General features: G+C 65.9%; 15 protein-coding genes. 9 read left to right on the plus strand and 6 right to left on the minus strand.

The genetic code is table 11. From position 1 onward, the window contains the following. The first annotated feature begins 145 nt into the window (after nt 1-145). The 6 genes from BM154_RS01360 (at nt 146) to BM154_RS01385 (ending at nt 4,848) form a co-directional block, all read left to right on the plus strand. Nucleotides 146-559: a CBS domain-containing protein gene (locus tag BM154_RS01360; protein ID WP_074880012.1), complete on the plus strand. Its 414-nt coding sequence runs from the start codon at nt 146-148 to the stop codon at nt 557-559. 77 nt (nt 560-636) lie between these two features. Then, complete coding sequence (locus BM154_RS01365; RefSeq protein WP_074880015.1) at nt 637-1,548, plus strand: DUF72 domain-containing protein; 912 nt, start codon at nt 637-639, stop codon at nt 1,546-1,548. Then, nucleotides 1,545-2,324: an endonuclease/exonuclease/phosphatase family protein gene (locus tag BM154_RS01370; protein WP_074880018.1), complete on the plus strand. Its 780-nt coding sequence runs from the start codon at nt 1,545-1,547 to the stop codon at nt 2,322-2,324. Before BM154_RS01365 ends, BM154_RS01370 begins: the two co-directional genes overlap by 4 nt. Next, nucleotides 2,321-3,553: a cardiolipin synthase ClsB gene (gene clsB / locus BM154_RS01375; protein ID WP_074880020.1), complete on the plus strand. Its 1,233-nt coding sequence runs from the start codon at nt 2,321-2,323 to the stop codon at nt 3,551-3,553. Before BM154_RS01370 ends, clsB begins: the two co-directional genes overlap by 4 nt. Then, nucleotides 3,514-4,539 carry a lysylphosphatidylglycerol synthase domain-containing protein gene (locus BM154_RS01380; RefSeq protein WP_425272791.1) on the plus strand — a complete coding sequence of 342 codons (1,026 nt, stop codon included), beginning with the start codon at nt 3,514-3,516 and terminating at the stop codon, nt 4,537-4,539. The genes clsB and BM154_RS01380 overlap by 40 nt, the downstream gene beginning before the upstream one ends. A gap of 96 nt (nt 4,540-4,635) precedes the next feature. Continuing rightward, on the plus strand, nt 4,636-4,848 hold the full coding sequence (locus BM154_RS01385) for a DUF3079 domain-containing protein (RefSeq protein WP_074880026.1): 213 nt from the start codon (nt 4,636-4,638) through the stop codon (nt 4,846-4,848). A 2-nt stretch (nt 4,849-4,850) separates the two neighbouring features. Here the strand turns inward: BM154_RS01385 and pdxR are convergent, their stop codons facing one another. Then, complete coding sequence (gene pdxR / locus BM154_RS01390; RefSeq protein WP_074880030.1) at nt 4,851-6,323, minus strand: MocR-like pyridoxine biosynthesis transcription factor PdxR; 1,473 nt, start codon at nt 6,321-6,323, stop codon at nt 4,851-4,853. Between the two features lie 89 nt (nt 6,324-6,412). On the opposite strand from pdxR, the gene BM154_RS01395 reads away from it, so the two are divergent. Genes BM154_RS01395 through BM154_RS01405 form a run of 3 tightly spaced genes read left to right on the plus strand, consistent with a single transcriptional unit; the run spans nt 6,413 to nt 8,192 of the window. Beyond that, a complete protein-coding gene (locus tag BM154_RS01395; protein WP_074880033.1) occupies nt 6,413-7,042 on the plus strand; it encodes an FMN-binding negative transcriptional regulator in 630 nt (209 codons plus the stop codon). A gap of 14 nt (nt 7,043-7,056) precedes the next feature. Further along, nucleotides 7,057-7,494, plus strand: coding sequence for a GNAT family N-acetyltransferase (locus tag BM154_RS01400; protein WP_074880036.1), 438 nt, complete (start codon nt 7,057-7,059; stop codon nt 7,492-7,494). Between the two features lie 14 nt (nt 7,495-7,508). Then, complete coding sequence (locus tag BM154_RS01405; RefSeq protein WP_074880039.1) at nt 7,509-8,192, plus strand: GNAT family N-acetyltransferase; 684 nt, start codon at nt 7,509-7,511, stop codon at nt 8,190-8,192. A 391-nt stretch (nt 8,193-8,583) separates the two neighbouring features. On the opposite strand, the gene BM154_RS01410 is transcribed toward BM154_RS01405, so the two are convergent. The 5 genes from BM154_RS01410 to treS form a co-directional block, all read right to left on the minus strand. After that, entirely contained in the window at nt 8,584-9,198 is a 615-nt protein-coding gene (locus BM154_RS01410) for a LysE family translocator (RefSeq protein ID WP_074880041.1), read from the minus strand. Nucleotides 9,199-9,244: 46 nt separating this feature from the next. Beyond that, entirely contained in the window at nt 9,245-10,084 is an 840-nt protein-coding gene (locus BM154_RS01415; protein ID WP_074880044.1) for an AraC family transcriptional regulator, read from the minus strand. 80 nt (nt 10,085-10,164) lie between these two features. Next, complete coding sequence (locus tag BM154_RS01420) at nt 10,165-11,253, minus strand: DUF1615 domain-containing protein (RefSeq protein WP_074880047.1); 1,089 nt, start codon at nt 11,251-11,253, stop codon at nt 10,165-10,167. 300 nt (nt 11,254-11,553) lie between these two features. Further along, nucleotides 11,554-13,758: a 1,4-alpha-glucan branching protein GlgB gene (glgB, locus tag BM154_RS01425; RefSeq protein WP_074880050.1), complete on the minus strand. Its 2,205-nt coding sequence runs from the start codon at nt 13,756-13,758 to the stop codon at nt 11,554-11,556. After that, entirely contained in the window at nt 13,755-17,084 is a 3,330-nt protein-coding gene (treS, locus tag BM154_RS01430) for a maltose alpha-D-glucosyltransferase (RefSeq protein WP_074880052.1), read from the minus strand. Before treS ends, glgB begins: the two co-directional genes overlap by 4 nt. Nucleotides 17,085-17,089: the final 5 nt, after the last annotated feature.

The raw sequence follows: 17,089 nt of genomic DNA on the forward strand, positions 1-17,089 counted from the left end.
CGGCAGCCGCCACGGGCCCTAGCCCCGCCGCACCTGCGGCAAAAACCTTGAACCGCCTCCTGGCCGCTCCAGTCGGAAATTTAACGACGCCCGTGCGCTTGCTGCGCCCGGGCACTCGCTCCTCGACCACCGCCAGGAGGACAGTATGAAAGTCAGCGATATCATGACCCGCGGCGTGCAGACCATCACGCCGAGCCAGACCATCCACGAAGCCGCCGCGATGATGGCGCGCATCGATTGTGGCGCCCTGCTGGTCAACCAGGACGACCGCCTGGTTGGCATGATCACCGATCGTGACATCACCATTCGCGCCGTGGCCACCGGCATGCCTGGCGAAACGCCGATTTCCGAAGTGATGAGCGGCGAGATCCGCTACTGCTTCGAGGACGAAGATGTGCGCGAGGTGGCCCGCAACATGGGGGATAACCAGCTGCGCCGCCTGCCGGTGCTCAACCGCGACAAGCGCCTGGTTGGCGTGGTGTCACTGGGCAACCTGGCCCTGAGCGACGATCCGCAGGCCAGCGTCGATCTGTTGCGCCGCGTCACTGGCGCACACTGAGCGATGACCAGGCCAACGCGGAAACAAGACGCGCACCGGCATTTGCGCGTTGGCCTGCTGGCTAGGGGTGATCTGCAGTGAAGCGCATTCATATCGGCATTTCCGGCTGGCGCTATGCGCCCTGGCGCGGCGACTTCTACCCCGAGGGGTTGAAGCAGCGCGAGGAGCTGGCGTTCGCCTCACGGGCGGTGAGCAGCATCGAGATCAATGGCTCGTTCTATGCCCTGCAGACCCCCGAGCGCTACGCCGGCTGGGCCGCCGAGACCCCGGACGGTTTCTGCTTCGCGGTCAAGGCGCCGCGCTACATCAGCCATATCCGACGCCTCGATGACGTGGCCACGCCCATCGCCAACTTCTTCGCCTCTGGGCCTTTGCAGCTGGGTGACAAGCTGGGGCCGTTCCTCTGGCAATTCCCGCCGAGCATGGCCTTCGACGAGCAGCGTTTCGCCGATTTCCTGGCCCTGTTGCCAAAGGACACCGAGCATGCGGTGCGCTGCGCGCGTCGCGCCGATCGCCACCACGACGGCAGCCTGCAGGTGCCCCACCACCAGGCGTTGCGCCACGCCGTGGAAATCCGCCACCCCAGCTTTCGCGACCCGGCCTTCATCAAGCTGCTGCGCAAGCACAAGGTGGCATTGGTATTCGCCGACAGCGCCGGTAAATGGCCGTATGCCGAAGACCTGACCAGCGACTTCGTGTACCTGCGCCTGCACGGCAACAAGAAACTCTACGAAAGCGGCTACGACGAGCAGGCCATCGATCACTGGCACCAGCGCATCGCCACCTGGAGCCGCGGCCAGCAACCGGACGACGCCGAGCTGATCGATGCCCGCAAGCCCCGCGCCCGCGCTTCACGCGATGTCTATTGCTACTTCGATAACGACCTCAAGGTACGCGCGCCTTACGACGCCTATGCGCTTTTACAGAAGTTCGACCTGGCCGGGGAGTTGCCCAACGCGCCCGGCCGGTCGCCAGGAGTAAGTTCATGACCACCCACCAACCGGCACCCACGGAGCTGGCCAGCGCGGTGCATACGTTGAAGATTCTCACCGTCAACACCCACAAGGGCTTCACTGCCCTGAACCGCCGCTTCATCCTCCCCGAGCTGCGCGATGCGGTGCGCACGCTGTCGGCCGACATGGTGTTCCTGCAGGAGGTGCATGGCACGCACGAGCACCACGCCAAACGCTACGAGAACTGGCCACCCACTCCCCAATACGAGTTTCTCGCCGACAGCATGTGGCCGCAGTTCGCCTATGGCCGCAACGCCGTTTATCCCCACGGCGACCACGGCAATGCGCTGCTCTCCAAGTTTCCCATCCTGCGTCACGAGAACCTCGATATCTCAATCGGTACCCAGGAGCAACGCGGCCTGCTGCATTCGGTACTCGATGTGCCGGGGCATGCCGAAGTGCATGCCATCTGCGTGCACCTGGGCCTGCGCGAGATCCACCGCAAGCAGCAGCTCGGCCTGCTCTGCAAGATACTGGATCGGCTGCCCAGCGATGCGCCGGTGATCGTCGCCGGCGACTTCAATGACTGGCGCCAGCGCGCCGATGGGCTGCTGGCCGCCAGCGGCCTGAAAGAGGCCTTCGTCAGCGAACATGGCAAGCCGGCCAAGAGCTTCCCAGCGCGCTGGCCACTGCTGCGCCTGGACCGCATCTATGTACGCAACGCGACCACTCACAACCCGCAGGTGCTGTCGACCCGACCCTGGACGCACCTGTCGGATCATGCACCGTTGGCTGTGGAGATACGGCTATGAAGTACGACTGGCGTGATGGCAACCAGGTCGATTTGCTGATCAACGGCGAGGAATTCTACCCCGCCGTGTTCGAATCTATCCGCAACGCCCGGCAGGAAGTGCTGCTGGAAACCTTCATCATCTTCGAAGACAAGGTGGGCATGGAGCTGCAGCAGGCGTTGATCGCCGCGGCCCGCAATGGCGCCAGCGTGGAGATCACCGTGGATGGCTACGGCACCGCCGACCTGTCCACCGAATACGTTGCCGCGCTGACCGCCGCCGGGGTGCGCGTTCACATGTTCGACCCCGGCAAGCGCCTGCTGGGCATGCGCACCAATCTGTTCCGCCGCCTGCACCGCAAGATCGTGGTGGTCGACAGTGAAATCGCCTACATCGGCGGCATCAACTTTGGTGCCGATCACCTCGGCGACTATGGCCCGATGGCCAAGCAGGACTATGCAGTGCGGGTGCGCGGCCCGATCGTCGCCGACCTGCACACCGCCGCCGAACGCCTGCTCGAAGCGCGTGACGACCGCGAGGTGGCCAAGCGCCGGGTCAACCAGCCGGGCCAGCACCGGCATGCCGGCAACAGCCGCCTGTTGATGACCATCCGGGATAATGGCGACGACACCAACACCATCGAACAGCATTACCTGGACGCCATACGCAACGCCCAGCATCGGCTGATCGTCGCCAACGCCTACTTCTTCCCCGGCTATCGCCTGCTGCGCGAGTTGCGCAACGCCGCGCGCCGGGGCGTGAAGGTGACGCTGATCCTGCAGGGCCAGCCGGACATGCCCCTGGTGCGCCTGTGCTCGCGGCTGACCTACAACTACCTGCTGCGCGATGGCGTGACCATCTACGAATACTGCCAACGCCCGCTGCATGGCAAGGTCGCCCTGGCCGACCATGAGTGGTGCACCGTGGGTTCGAGCAACCTCGACCCCCTGAGCCTGTCGCTCAACCTGGAAGCCAACGTGATCATCCGCGACCCGGCGCTCAATCGGCGCCTGTACGAGCACCTGTCGCAACTCGCCGCGTCGAGCTGCAAGTCGGTACCCCTGCAGCGGGTGATGCGCGGCTACTGGTGGCGCGCGCCGCTGATCTTCCTGTGCTTCCACTTCCTGCGCCATTTCCCGGCCATCGCGGGCTGGTTCCCGGCGCATTCCCCGCGGCTCAAGCTGCTCAAACCCGATGTTGAAGCGCCGCAATGCGGCACCCTGCAGGTCGACCAGGAGAAAGCCTCGTGAGCAATGCCGATGACAAGCAGGGCAAACCTGCATGGCGCTGGGCCAAGCGCCTGCTGACCCTGTGTTTCTTCATCTTGGTACCGGTGCTGCTGTTCATGCTGGTCAAGAATCTCGACTGGCAGGAGGTCAGCCAGGCACTGCGCGGCTACAGCACCAGCATCCTGCTCGCCGCGGTCGGCGTCACCGTGCTGAGCTACGCCGTGTACTCGAGCTTCGACCTGATCGGCCGCGCCTACACCCAGCACGGCCTGCCCGCGCGCCAGGTGCTGCCACTGACCTTCGTGTGCTACGCCTTCACCCTCAACCTGAGTTCGTGGGTCGGCGGCGTGGCCCTGCGCTATCGCCTTTATTCGCGCCTCGGCCTGAAGGTATCGACCATCACCCGAGTGCTCAGCATGAGCCTGATCACCAACTGGCTGGGCTATATCCTGCTGGCCGGCGTGCTGTTCACCTTTGGCCTGCTGAAGTTGCCCGAAGGCTGGGCGATCGGCGCCACCGGGCTACGCATCATCGGCCTGGCCCTGCTCGTGGTCGGTATCGGCTACCTGCTGGCCTGCCAGTTTTCCAGCCGCCGCAGCTGGACTATTCGCGGCCACGAACTGACCTTGCCGGCCCTGCCCATGGCCTTGCTGCAAGCAGGCCTCGGTGCCCTGAACTGGTCGTTGATGGCGCTGATCATCTACCTGCTGCTGCCTGAGGACGCCTTCTACCCGACCATCCTGGGCATCCTGATGATCAGCAGCATCGCCGGCGTGATCACCCATATCCCGGCCGGCCTGGGGGTGATCGAGGCGGTGTTCATCGCCATGCTGCAGCACGAGATGTCCAAGGGCAGCATCGTCGCCGCATTGATCGGCTACCGGGCGATCTACTTCCTGCTACCCCTGGTAGTGGCCTGCGTGGTCTACCTGGTGCTGGAAAAACGCGCCAAGAAGCTGCGCCAGAACGCCGGCCAGGAAAACAGCGAAGAGCCACGCCCCGCCTGACCAGCGGCCCTTTGATCGGGATCAGCCTTGATCCCGGTCAAAGGGTCTTTGCCGTACCGCGCTAGGCTGCAGGCAAAGCCCTGAGGAGCGCGCGCCATGGCCAAGAAATTTCCCCTGCAACCCGTCAACCCCGAGCGCATCTGCTGGGGCTGCGACCGCTATTGCAGCGCCACCGATCTGGAGTGCGGCAATGGTGCCAGTCGCACCCAGCACCCCATCGAACTGTTCGGCGAGGACTGGTACCTGGACGGCAGTTGGGGCATCGAGCCGCCAGGCGACGATCAGAAGCCCAAGCAACGGCAGATCTGAATTCAACCCGGTAATCTCCAGGCCCTGCGCAGGGCCTGCAGCGCCTCAAAGATGGCCTGTTCCGGCACCGCCGCAAAGCCCATCACCAACCCGCCGCGCTGATCCGGCGCTGTATTGCCCTCGGGCAGCCACTGCACGCTGAGCGGATTGATCTCCACGCCAACCCTAGCCGCCGCGGCGATCAGCGCCTGCTCGCGGGCCAGGCTGTCACAGCGCACGCTCAGGTGCAGGCCGGCATGCACCTCTGGCAGCGGCGCGCAGCCGGGCACGGACTCCGGCCAGCCGGCAAGCAGGGCGTCGCGCCGGGCTCGGGCGGCATTGCGCATGCGGCGGATATGCCGTTGAAAATGCCCGGCAGCGATGAATTCGGCCATCACCGCCTGGGTGCCGATTTCCGAATGGCGCATGTCCACCGCGCGGCGCCTGGCGAAAGCCTGGGCCAGACGCGGCGGCAATACCAGGTAGCCCAGGCGCAGTGCCGGAAAGACGATCTTGCTGAAGGTGCCGACGTACAGCACCCGCTGGCCGCGATCCAGCGCCGCCAGGGGCGCCAGGGGCGTACCGCTGTAGCGGTACTCGCCGTCGTAGTCGTCCTCGATGATCCAGGCGTCGTTGCGCTCGGCCCAGTCGAGCAGGGCCAGGCGTCTGGGCAGCGACAGCGTCACCCCGGTCGGGTATTGGTGCGACGGCGTGACGTAGGCCAGCCGGCACTGCCCTGCCCGCTCCAGTGCAGCGACATCCAGACCCTCGGCGTCGATGCCGATACCCGCCAGCCGCGCCCCGGCAACGCTGAAGGCATGGGCGGCAGCACGGTAACCAGGGTCCTCCATGGCGACCCGGTCACCAGGCTGCAGCAACAGCTGGGTGCACAGGCTGATCGCCTGCTGGGCGCCACAGGTGATGACGATCTGCGCCGGGTCGCACTGCAGGCCGCGGCTGCTGCGCAGGTAGACGGCGATCAGTTCACGCAGTTGCCAGTCGCCGGCCGGGTCGCCGTAGCCCAGGCGAGCGGCCGAGGGCCGGCGCCAGAAGCGCGCGGACAGGCGGGCCCAAATATCGAAGGGAAACAGATCGAAGGCCGGTATACCGACCCGAAATGCCCGCGGCGGCCCCGGTAGCGGCGGCGGCAGGTGATGGGCATCGAGCAGCTGCAAGGCGGCGCCGCTGACACGGCCTTCGGGCGCGACGGCAGGCGGCGTCGCCAGCGCGGCGATGGCGGCGACATAGGTGCCGTCGCCAACCCGGCCCTGCAGGTAGCCTTCGGCGTGGAGCTGATCCAGCGCCCGGTTGACGGTATTGCGCGAAACCCCCAGCAGCTCCGCCAGCTGGCGGCTGGCCGGCAGGCGCGTGCCACCCGGCAGGCGGCCATCGAGCATGCGTTCACGCAACGCCTGGTACAGCTGACGCGAGAGGCCCGCGCCGGACTGCAGGCACAAGCCCGAGAGATCGACGGGCAGCGATGCTGAGGCGGCCATCAATTGGCTCCATGAAAGTCACGAGGAATGGATCTTACAACAGACCAATGGCAGGCCTAGGATAACCGCGTCCACAGAAGGAACGCGCCATGTACACGCCCTCCGCCTTTCGCCAGAACGACCTCGCCACCCTGCACCGCGAGATCCGCGCCTGCCGCCTGGCGACCCTGGTCAGCCATGGCGAAAACGGCCTGCAGGCCAGCCACCTGCCGCTGCTGCTGCGCCCCGAGCAGGGCGAGTACGGCACGCTGTACGGCCATCTGGCGCGGGCCAACCCCCATGCCCGCCTGCTGGCCGAAGGCGGTGAAGCCCTGGTGATGTTCAGCGGCGCCGATGCCTATGTCAGCCCGTCCTGGTACCCGGCCAAGGCCGAGCACGGCAAGGTGGTGCCGACCTGGAACTACATTGCCGTACATGCCCATGGTCGCGCCGAAGTATTCGACGATGCCGAGCGCCTGCTGGCCCTGCTTCGCGAGCTGACCGACCGCCACGAGCAACCGCGCCCGCAGCCCTGGGCCATCGCCGACGCGCCGCCGGATTACATCGACGGCATGCTGCGCGCCATCGTCGGCTTCGCCCTGCCCATCGAGCGCCTGGAAGGCAAATGGAAACTTGGCCAGAACCGCAGCGCGGCTGATCAGCACGGCGTGCGCAGCGGCCTGGCCGCCAGCCTCGATCCTCGCGACCGCGCCCTGGCGCAGCGCATGACCGATCGATAACAGGAGACCGAACCATGGAAATACGCCCCGTAACCGCTGACGATCACGCCGCGTGGATGCCCCTCTGGCAGGGCTACCAGCGCTTCTACGCCACCGAAATCCCCGAGGCCACCAGCAGATTGACCTGGCAGCGCTTTCTCGCCGCCGGTGAGCCGATGCACGCGGCCCTGGCCTGGCAAGATGGCCATGCTGTCGCAATGGTGCATTGGATCTTCCACCGCTCCTGCTGGACCAGCGGCGACTACTGCTACCTGCAGGACCTGTTCGTCGACGAGCAGCTGCGCGGCGGCGGCATTGGCCGCAGGCTGATCGAACATGTCTGCGCCCAGGCTCGTCTTGCCGGCGCGTCACGGGTGCACTGGCTGACCCACGAGAGCAATAGCACCGCCATGCAGCTGTACGACCGCATCGCCGAGCGCCCCGGCCTCGTGCAATACCGCAAAAAGCTGTGAACAGGAGCCCGACCATGACCAAGAACAGTCTGCTCGACTGGAAGCCCGTCTCGCCACCGCCCCGCGCGCTACTGGACGGGTGCTACGTGCGCCTGGAACCGCTCGACGCACAGCACCACGGCGAGGATTTATGGCATGCCCTGCAAGGCCCGGAAAGCGATCCGGCCCTCTGGGATTATCTGCCCTACGGCCCGTTCGCCGACCGCGACGCCTTCGAGACCTGGCTCGCGGGCAAGCAGGCGACCGATGACCCGCTGTTCTTCACGGTGATCGACAAGGCCACGGCGCGGGCCGTGGGGCTGCTCAGCTTTCTGCGCATCGCCCCGGCCGATGGCTGCATCGAGATCGGCCATATCGCCTTTGGCCGCGCCATGCAGCGCTCACCCGCCTCCACCGAGGCGATCTGGCTGCTGATGCGTCTCGCCATGGACGGCCTCGGCAACCGGCGCCTGGAATGGAAGTGCAATGCGCGTAACGCCCGGTCGAGGCGCGCGGCCGAACGGCTGGGTTTCACCCAGGAGGGTCTGTTCCGCCAGCACGCGGTGATCAAGGGCCAGAACCGCGACACCGCCTGGTTCTCGATCATCGACAGCGAATGGCCGCAGCGCCGCGAGGCCTTTGTGCGCTGGTTGTCACCCGATAATTTCGATAAGCAAGGGAAGCAGCGTCAGCGCCTGGAAGAATTGCGCAGCCGGTAATTGAAGGTTCCTGCTGGGGTAAGGCCCGTACGATGGGTGAAACCCATCAACGCTAGCTGGGTTTCAACTACGCCCCGCCCCATGGAGCTGATGCAGCCGCGTGCACCATACCTGTGGGAGCGGGCGATGCCCGCGATCTTTTCGCGCGCACGGCTCGCTCCCACATGGGTATGCCGTTGCCACAGCAGTAGTGGTCATGGCCCTTAAAGCGGTGTACCAAGCTCGTAGGATGGGTGAAACCCATCTCGCGTTCATGGGCTTCACCTACGCGGCACGAGCCTTCTTATGAACTGGCGCGCCGCGTCCGCTATTTCGCGCGCATGGACTCGCCCTAGGACCTCGCGACTAAAGCCGCTCCCACAGGGACTCACCTTCGCTCCAGCCCTGGCGGTCATGCACCTTGAAGCGGTGCGCCGAGCCAGGCCGACGCCAGCAGCAGCACTGCCATGGTCTGGTTGAAACGGGTCATCGCCCGTGCAGAGGTGAACAGGCGTGCCGCGCCGCGCCCCAGCAGCGCCCAGCAGCCCAGGCACGGCAGCGAGATGGCCAGGAAGATCGCCGCCAGCAACGCCACCCGCAGCCCCTGCCCAGGCCCCGGCGTGGCGAATACGCTGACCACCGCCAGGGCCATCATCCAGGTCTTGGGGTTGACCAGCTGCAGCGCCGCACCGGCGAACAGGCCGAGGCGCTTCTCGTCCGCCGCCACCGCCGAGCCATCCAGCGCCGCCGCCGGGCTGCTGAAGATCCGCCAGGCCAGATAGCTCAGCCACAACACGCCGAACCAGGCCATCGCCCATTGCAGGCGTGGGTGCTGTTGCAGCAACTCGCCCAGGCCAAGGCCGACCGCCACCACGATGGCCGCCGCGCCTACACAGGCGCCGATCACCAGCGGCAAGGTCGCCGCCACGCCATGACGGGCACTGCTGCCCAGCACCAGCACATTGGTAGGCCCCGGGGTGATGGAGGCGACGAAAGCGAACAGCATAAAGGGCAACAACTGAGTCATGACGGGCTCCTGAACAAACCGAGCCCTGATCATCGGTGCCGGCGCCTCAGCAGTCTGGAAGCTTTGAGCAGCGGCGCTGGTAGTTCGCCGGGGTGATGCCGTAGGCACGGCGGAACCAGCGCCCCAGGTGACTCTGGTCGGCGAAGCCGAGAATCGCCGCCACCTGCACCGGCGGCTCGCCGCGGGCCAGCAGGTGCCGAGCCCGGGCCAGGCGCAGCTGCACCAGGTAGGCGTGGGGCGCCAGGCCGAAGGCGGCCTTGAAGGCGCGACTGAGGCGAAAGCGATCGACCCCGCAGGCGGCGGCCAGGTCGTCCAGGCCGATATCGCGGGTGTGCTGATCGTGCAGGAAATCTCGCGCCCGCTGCGCTACCAGCGGCAGCCGCGGGTCGACAGCGAGGCGGCGACGCCAGTGCAGGCGCTCGGTGAGCCGCGCCAGCAGCCCGTCCAGGGCCGACTGCCTGACCATGCGCAGCTCCTGGCGATGCAGGGCGGCAAACGCCTCGACCACCGAGGCCAGCAGCCGCGGGTCATTGGCCAGGGTGGCGCCAAAGCCCGGCAGGCAGTCGGCCGGCGCCTGCTCGAACAGGCTGCGCAGCTCGCGTTCCAACCACTGGCAATCCAGGTACAGCATCGAATAGGTGAAGCCTTCCGGCTCCGGCGCATGGCCGTCGTGCAGCTCGCCAGGTTCGAGCAGAAACACCTGGCCCGCCAGGCTGCTGTTCAACTGCTTGCGGCAATTGAACTGCTGCACGCCCTGCTCGGTGAAGCCGACCAGATAGGCGTCGTGCCAGTGCGGATCGTAGGCGTGGCCGCGAAAATGCGCGCGGATGGTCTCGATACCGGTGTCTGCATCATGGGCCAGGTCGACCCAACTCTGCGCGCTCATGCCTGCTCCAGCGCCGCGGTGTGTGGACGGGTCATGCTAACCGACCTGCGGCGCCTATTCTGGAAGTTTTGAGCAACCGTTCATCTGGCCCGCGCCATGCAGCGCTGGTGACGCGTATCCACGCGCTCGGCGAACCAGGCGGTGGTCAGGCGGCGGGTGATCTTCGGGCTTTTCAGCACGATGCCCGGCAGCAGCTCGCGCGGCGCCGCCCTGCCCTCGGCCTCATCGGCCAGGGCGAACACCCGTTCATAGAGGCGGCTGTTCTCGAAGTCCAGGCTATCGCCCTGCTCCAGATCCCGGCGAATCGCCCGCTCGCTCATGTCCAGGCGCTTGCCCAGCGAGCGCACGGCAAGCTCCGTGGCGCCCGCCTTGCTGCTGCCGTGAATGATCAGGTCGCCATCGAGGGCCAGGGGAATGCCCGAGGCGCTGGTGACGGCGTTCTGGAAAGCGGCGTTGCGGCTAGCGTACCAGCCGGCATTGAAATCGGCGAAGCGGTACAGTGGTTTCGGGTAATTGGCCGGGTAGCCCAGCAGGTGGGCGATGCCGAAATACATGCCGCCACGGCGGCTGAACACTTCGCGGCGAATCGAGCCATCCGGCGGATAGGGATAGCCCTCGGCATTGGCCTGGGCGAAGGCGATGCTGACCTGCATCGGCCCGCCGGTACGCACCGGGTTGAGGGTGCCGAACAGCTGACGGCCGAGGGGCACCATGCCGGTGAAGTCATCGAAGATGGCACTCAGCTGCTTTTCCGTGCGCACGCTGTCCAGGCGTTGCTGGTAGCTCTTGCCGGTCGGTGACTCGATGCGCAACGCGGCATTCACCAGCAGCCGCGGAATGTGCAGGCTGGCGGCGCGCCTATCGATTTCCGCCCGGGCGATCTTGGCCAGTCCCGGAACTGGCGGGTCGGCGTTGAAGGTCGACTCCTGTTCGGTCACCGCCAGTACCGCGCAGAGGTTCTCGGTGGTCGGCGGGATTTGCTGGGCAGCGAACGCCGCGTAGATATCGGCGGCCCAGCCTTCGCGGTCGGGCGTGTTGATCGGCATCAGGCGCACTATCTGGGCGCGCACCTCGGCCGGCTTCGGCGCTGGCTCCTGTGGCTGGCTGGCGCAGCCGACCAGCAGCAGAACCAGCAGCGCAGCGGATGAATGCGGGAAGAAAGACCTCACCAGGGGCTCCTCGGGTTGGACGGGCTCGAGCCTCTGACAACAGGGGCGCGGAGCCGTCCGCGATTATTTCCACCACCCGGCCGCTTGGCTGCGCCACCAATGGCAGGCAACGCTCGGATTCAGGGTCGCGCAGTAACTGGCAATGGGGCCTGCCAGGCGGCAGCCGCCTGACATGGGGCCCGCACGCCGCGGCGTAGATGACGCACAGGGAGGTGGGTGAAAGTGCCCGATGGGCGAGATCAACAGGGACGTTGCAATGCTGAAGGGGCGCGCCGACGGTATCGGCGCCCCCTTCTCGCCTCACTGCGGCTTGATCACCAGGGTGCCGAGGGGCGGCAGATCCAGGCTGAGTGACTGTGGCTGACCGTGGCTGGCCACCGCCTCGCTGACCAGACCGCCCTGGCTGCCGGCATTGGAGCCGGCGTAGCGCTCCGCGTCGCTGTTGAGCAGCACGTGCCAGGCGCCCTCTCTCGGCACGCCGATGCGATAGCCGTTGCGCGGCTCCGGGGTGAAGTTGTGCACCACCAGCACGGGCGCGCCACTCTGGTCATGGCGCAGCCAAGCGAACACGCTGTTGGCGGCATCGTCACCGATCAGCCAGGCGAAGCCCTCAGCGCTGCCGTCGAGCTGGTACAAGGCCGGCTCGTGGCGGTACAGGCCATTGAGGTCGCTGACCAGCTGCTGCACGCCCTTGTGCTCGCCGTAGCGCAGCAGGTACCAGTCCAGTTCGTGGTCGTGGTTCCACTCGCGCCACTGGCCGAATTCGCAGCCCATGAACAGCAGCTTCTTGCCCGGATGACTCCACATGAAGCTCAGGTACAGGCGCAGGTTGGCAAACTTCTGCCAGCGATCACCGGGCATCTTGTCGAGCAGCGAGCGCTTGCCGTGCACCACCTCGTCATGGGAGATCGGCAACACGAAATGCTCGGAGAAGGCGTACAGCAGGCCAAAGGTCAGCTGGTGGTGATGATGCCGGCGGTGCAGCGGGTCTTCGGCCACGTACTTGAGGCTGTCGTGCATCCAGCCCATGTTCCACTTGTAGGCGAACCCCAGACCGCCTTCCTGGGTGGGTCGGCTGACGCCAGGCCAGGCGGTCGATTCCTCGGCGATCACCAGGGCGCCAGGTACTTCCTGAGCGACTACATCGTTGAGGTGGCGCAGGAAGTCGATGCTTTCCAGGTTCTCGCGGCCGCCGAAACGGTTGGGAATCCACTCGCCGTCCTTGCGCGAATAGTCCCGGTAGAGCATCGACGCCACCGCATCCACGCGCAGGCCGTCGATATGGTACGCGCGCAGCCAGTGCAGCGCCGAAGCCAGCATGAAGCCGTGTACCTCGGTGCGCCCCAGGTTGTAGATGTAGGTGTCCCAATCCTGGTGGAAGCCTTCGAACGGGTGCGCGTACTCGTACAGGGCGGTGCCATCGAACTGACCAAGGCCGTGGGCGTCGGTAGGAAAATGCGCCGGCACCCAGTCGAGGATCACGCCGATACCGGCCTGGTGACAGGCGTCGACGAAGGCGGCGAAATCCGCCGGGCTGCCATGGCGCGCCGTGGGCGCGAACTGCGACAGCAGCTGGTAGCCCCAGGAGCCGCCGAACGGATGCTCCATAATCGGCATCAGCTCGATATGGGTGAAACCCAGCTGCTGCACGTAGGGAATCAGCTGTTCACTGAGTTCCTTCCAGCTCAGCAGACGCCCTTCTTCACCACCCTCGCGACGCCAGGAACCGGCGTGCAGCTCGTAGATCGACATCGGAGCCTGATAGCCCTGCTGCGCCTGGCGCTGCTCGAGCCACTGCTGGTCGTGCCACTCGAACTGCAGCGGCGCGGATACCACCGAGCCGGTGGCCGGCGGCAATTCGGTAGCCAGGGCCATGGGGTCGGCCTTGAGCGGCAGCAGGCCGTCACGGCCAAGAATTTCGTACTTGTAGACCTCACCCGGGGTCAGGCGCGGAATGAACAGCTCCCACACGCCGCTGGGCTGGCGCAGGCGCATCGGGTGGCGACGGCCGTCCCAGCCATTGAAGTTGCCGACCACCGACACCCGCCGGGCGTTGGGTGCCCATACCGAGAAACGTACGCCCTGTACGCCTTCGTGAGTGGTGAACTGGGCCCCCAGGCTCTTGCCCAATTCGCGATGGTTGCCCTCGGCGAACAGGTACAGATCCATCTCGCCGAGCAGCTGGCCGAAGGCATAGGGGTCCTCGGTTTCCTGTACGCCCGTTCCCCACTGGATGCGATACCGATACGGCACCTGCTGCTCGATGCGGATACTGAACAGCCCAGGCACGCTGGACTGCTCCAGGGTGCCGAGCACCTCGCCGCTCACCGCGTGAATCAGCTCGACACTCAGTGCCCCTGGCAGATAGGCGCGAATGGTAAGCCCGTGGGCGAATGCATGGGGGCCCAGAATCGAGAACGGGTCGCCATGCTCGCCTCTGATCAAGGCCTCGACGGCGGCGCGTTCCAGTCCCGCCACCTGGCGCTCGGTTTCTGCAGTGCTCATCTTTTACCGCTCCCCAACAGATATTTGGTCAGCTCTATCAACCCTTGCACCGGAACTTCCAGCCAATCGGGACGATAGCGCGCTTCATAAAGAATTTCGTAGGCCGCCTTTTCGATGCAGAACAGCGCCAGGGCTGCCACTTCACCTTCGCGGTCGTGCCAGGCATGGGGCAGGTCCGCTGCCGCCAGCCGGTAGGCTTCGTTGAATGCCGTTCTCGCCTGGCTGCGATACAGCCCGGCGATATGCTGGCGGGCCTGTTCGGCCTCGGCGGTGACATCGGCGCTCTGCGCGCTGCGCATGGCCATGGCGGCCGCATAATCGAAGGAGCGCAGCATGCCGGCGACATCCTTGAGCGGGCTGTAGAACATCCGGCGCTCTTCCAGCGTGCGGGTGGGCTCGCCCTCGAAGTCGATCAGGTAGGCATCGCCTTGCACCACCAGCACCTGACCCAGGTGCAGATCGCCATGCACACGCATGCGGATACCCCCTGCCGAGCGTCGAGCCAGGTCAGCAACCAGCTCGAGTATCTGGTCATGGCGCGCCGCCAGCCAATCCGCCTGGTTGGCCGCCTCGCCGGGCAGGTGCCCGCGCCCTTCGGCCACCACCTTGAGTGCTTCGCGCACCTGGGCAGCGATGTTCTGCGCCCACTCGGCCACCTCGGCCTCGGCCGTTTCGTGATAGCCGAAATCCGGGTTGTCGCTGGCCTGGCCGAGCGCCACGTGCATCTCGCCCAGACGCTTGCCCAGTAGCCCGGCGAAGGTTTCCAGCTCCGCCATGGCGGTGTACTGGTTCTCCTGCTCGGAGTGCCCGCCGGCCAGCTGGTCGCGGATGGCGCGCTCCAGGTTGTTCTGCGTCCACTGCCAGGCATCACCCTGATTGTTCAGGTAGCCCTGCAGGATCATCAGCGTATGGGGCACGCCCTGCTCGTCCACCCGGCGCACTTCGCCAAGCAGCGGCGCGATGTGCTCGAAGCCGGCGGCGGTCAGGTAACCGCCGATTTCCGCCTCCGGGTGAATGCCCGGCAGCACCCGGCGCACCAGCTTGAGTACCGCCTGCTCGTTGATGATCGCCGAGCTGTTGGACTGCTCCGCGGAGATCAGCTTGATCTCGGCATTGCTCAGGTCGCCCAGCTCCTGCAGGCGCGCCGTGGGTACGAACTGGATTTCGCTGCCCTGCCAGCCCACTACGCTGCGCTCGTTCAACTGGCGCATCACATGGCGCACGAAGCCCGGCAGGGTGAAGCCATCGGTCAGCAGCCCCACCTGACGGCCGCGGCGCAGCCGGGCCAGGGCGAGTTGCTGCGGTACGCTGCTGCCCGCCTCGTGCTCGCCGACGAAACCCAGTGGCACCTGATAGTGCTCGCTGGCTCCCGACGCGCGATCGACCTGCACCTCGCTGAGCACATAGGGCTCCTCGGCGGTGCCGAAGGGAATGGCGTAGAGCAGCTTGACCTTGCCGGGATTCTCGCCCCCGGAGAACCAGCGACGCTTGGGCAGGTAAGCGGGCAACGACTCCTGTTCCAGGGTCGCGCGGGCCGGCAGCTGCAGCAGCTCGCCGAGTTCGTTCTTGATCACCAGGGTGGTCAGCTCCGGCATGCGGTCGACCGGTGGTACGTGCCAGCTGGGCATTTGCGCCTCCTCGGCGAGCAGAAACCAGTAAAAGCCATAAGGCGGCAGGGTCAGCAGGTAATTGAGCTGGCCGATGGGCGGGAACGACGAGCCGCCGATCATCTCCACCGGCACCTTGCCGTCGTGGGCGGACAGTTCAAGTTCCACGGCCTGGGCCGCACGGGACAGGTTGGCGACGCAGAGGATCAGCTCCGGGTTGCCCTGGGCATCGCTGCCCTCACGCAGGTAGGCCAGCACGCGGCGGTTGCTGGGCTTGAGCATTTTCAGCGCACCACGGCCGAAGGCGCGGTGCTGCTTGCGGATGCTCAGCATGCGCCGCGTCCAGTTGAGCAACGAATGGGGGTCGCGCGACTGGGTTTCGACGTTGACGCTCTGGTAGCCGTACAGCGGGTCCATCACCGGCGGCAGCACCAGGCCGGCCGGGTCGGCACGGGAGAAACCACCGTTGCGGTCGGGTGACCATTGCATCGGCGTGCGCACACCATCGCGGTCACCGAGAAAGATGTTGTCGCCCATGCCGATTTCGTCGCCGTAATACAGGGTCGGGGTGCCCGGCATCGACAGCAGCAGACTGTTGAGCAACTCGATGCGCCGGCGATCGCGCTCGACCAGTGGCGCCAGGCGCCGGCGAATACCCAGGTTGATACGCGCCCGGCGGTCGGAAGCGTAGTAATTCCACAGGTAGTCGCGCTCGTGATCGGTGACCATTTCCAGGGTCAGCTCATCATGGTTGCGCAGAAAGATCGCCCATTGGCAATTGTCCGGGATCTCCGGGGTCTGGCGCAGGATGTCGGTGATCGGAAAGCGGTCTTCCTGGGCGATGGCCATGTACATGCGTGGCATCAGCGGGAAGTGAAAGGCCATGTGGCATTCGTCGCCCTGGCCGCTGGCGTCACCGCCAAAATACAGCTGGGTGTCTTCCGGCCACTGGTTGGCCTCGGCGAGCAGCATGCGGTCGGGATACTTGGCGTCCAGTTCGGCGCGAATCTTCTTCAGCACCCCGTGGGTTTCGGGCAGGTTCTCGTTGTTGGTGCCGTCGCGTTCGATCAGATACGGAATGGCGTCCAGGCGCAGGCCGTCGACGCCCATGTCCAGCCAGAAGCGCATCACGCCGAGCACTTCCTTGAGCACCTGGGGGTTGTCGAAATTCAGATCCGGCTGGTGCGAATAGAAACGGTGCCAGTAGTACTGGCCGGCCTCGGCGTCCCAGCTCCAGTTGGACTTCTCGGTATCCAGAAAGATGATCCGCGTGCCGTCGTACTTCTGGTCATCATCGGACCACACGTAATAGTCGCGCGCCTTGCTGCCGCGTTTGGCCGCCCGCGCCCGCTTGAACCAGGGGTGCTGGTCCGAGGTATGGTTGATGACCAGCTCGGTGATCACCCGCAGGCCGCGTGCGTGCGCCTCGGCGATAAAGCGCTTGGCGTCGGCCATGGTGCCGTAGTCCGGGTGCACGCCGCGGTACTCGGAAATGTCATAGCCATCGTCGCGGCGCGGGGATGGGTAGAACGGCAGCAGCCACAGGGTATTGACGCCCAGGTCGGCGATGTAATCGAGCTTGTCGATCAGTCCCGCAAAGTCGCCGATGCCATCGTTGTTGGCGTCGAAGAACGACTTCACGTGCACCTGATAGATGATCGCGTCCTTGTACCACTGCGGGTCGTTGAGGAAGGTGCCGCGCCGGGCTTTGCGTGCCATCGACC

Origin of the sequence: Phytopseudomonas argentinensis, assembly GCF_900113905.1 — a bacterium.
In the GTDB taxonomy this organism is placed as follows: Bacteria; Pseudomonadota; Gammaproteobacteria; order Pseudomonadales; family Pseudomonadaceae; genus Aquipseudomonas; species Aquipseudomonas argentinensis.

Excerpts from the sequence above, each read along its gene's own strand:
- BM154_RS01360 (WP_074880012.1), top strand. The coding sequence starts at position 146 with ATGAAAGTCAGCGATATCATGACCCGCGGCGTGCAGACCATCACGCCG.
- BM154_RS01370 (WP_074880018.1), top strand. The coding sequence starts at position 1,545 with ATGACCACCCACCAACCGGCACCCACGGAGCTGGCCAGCGCGGTGCAT.
- clsB (WP_074880020.1), top strand. The coding sequence starts at position 2,321 with ATGAAGTACGACTGGCGTGATGGCAACCAGGTCGATTTGCTGATCAAC.
- BM154_RS01380 (WP_425272791.1), top strand. The coding sequence starts at position 3,514 with ATGCGGCACCCTGCAGGTCGACCAGGAGAAAGCCTCGTGAGCAATGCC.
- BM154_RS01385 (WP_074880026.1), top strand. The coding sequence starts at position 4,636 with ATGGCCAAGAAATTTCCCCTGCAACCCGTCAACCCCGAGCGCATCTGC.
- pdxR (WP_074880030.1), bottom strand. The coding sequence starts at position 6,323 with ATGGCCGCCTCAGCATCGCTGCCCGTCGATCTCTCGGGCTTGTGCCTG.
- BM154_RS01395 (WP_074880033.1), top strand. The coding sequence starts at position 6,413 with ATGTACACGCCCTCCGCCTTTCGCCAGAACGACCTCGCCACCCTGCAC.
- BM154_RS01400 (WP_074880036.1), top strand. The coding sequence starts at position 7,057 with ATGGAAATACGCCCCGTAACCGCTGACGATCACGCCGCGTGGATGCCC.
- BM154_RS01405 (WP_074880039.1), top strand. The coding sequence starts at position 7,509 with ATGACCAAGAACAGTCTGCTCGACTGGAAGCCCGTCTCGCCACCGCCC.
- BM154_RS01410 (WP_074880041.1), bottom strand. The coding sequence starts at position 9,198 with ATGACTCAGTTGTTGCCCTTTATGCTGTTCGCTTTCGTCGCCTCCATC.
- BM154_RS01415 (WP_074880044.1), bottom strand. The coding sequence starts at position 10,084 with ATGAGCGCGCAGAGTTGGGTCGACCTGGCCCATGATGCAGACACCGGT.
- glgB (WP_074880050.1), bottom strand. The coding sequence starts at position 13,758 with ATGAGCACTGCAGAAACCGAGCGCCAGGTGGCGGGACTGGAACGCGCC.
- treS (WP_074880052.1), bottom strand. The coding sequence starts at position 17,084 with ATGGCACGCAAAGCCCGGCGCGGCACCTTCCTCAACGACCCGCAGTGG.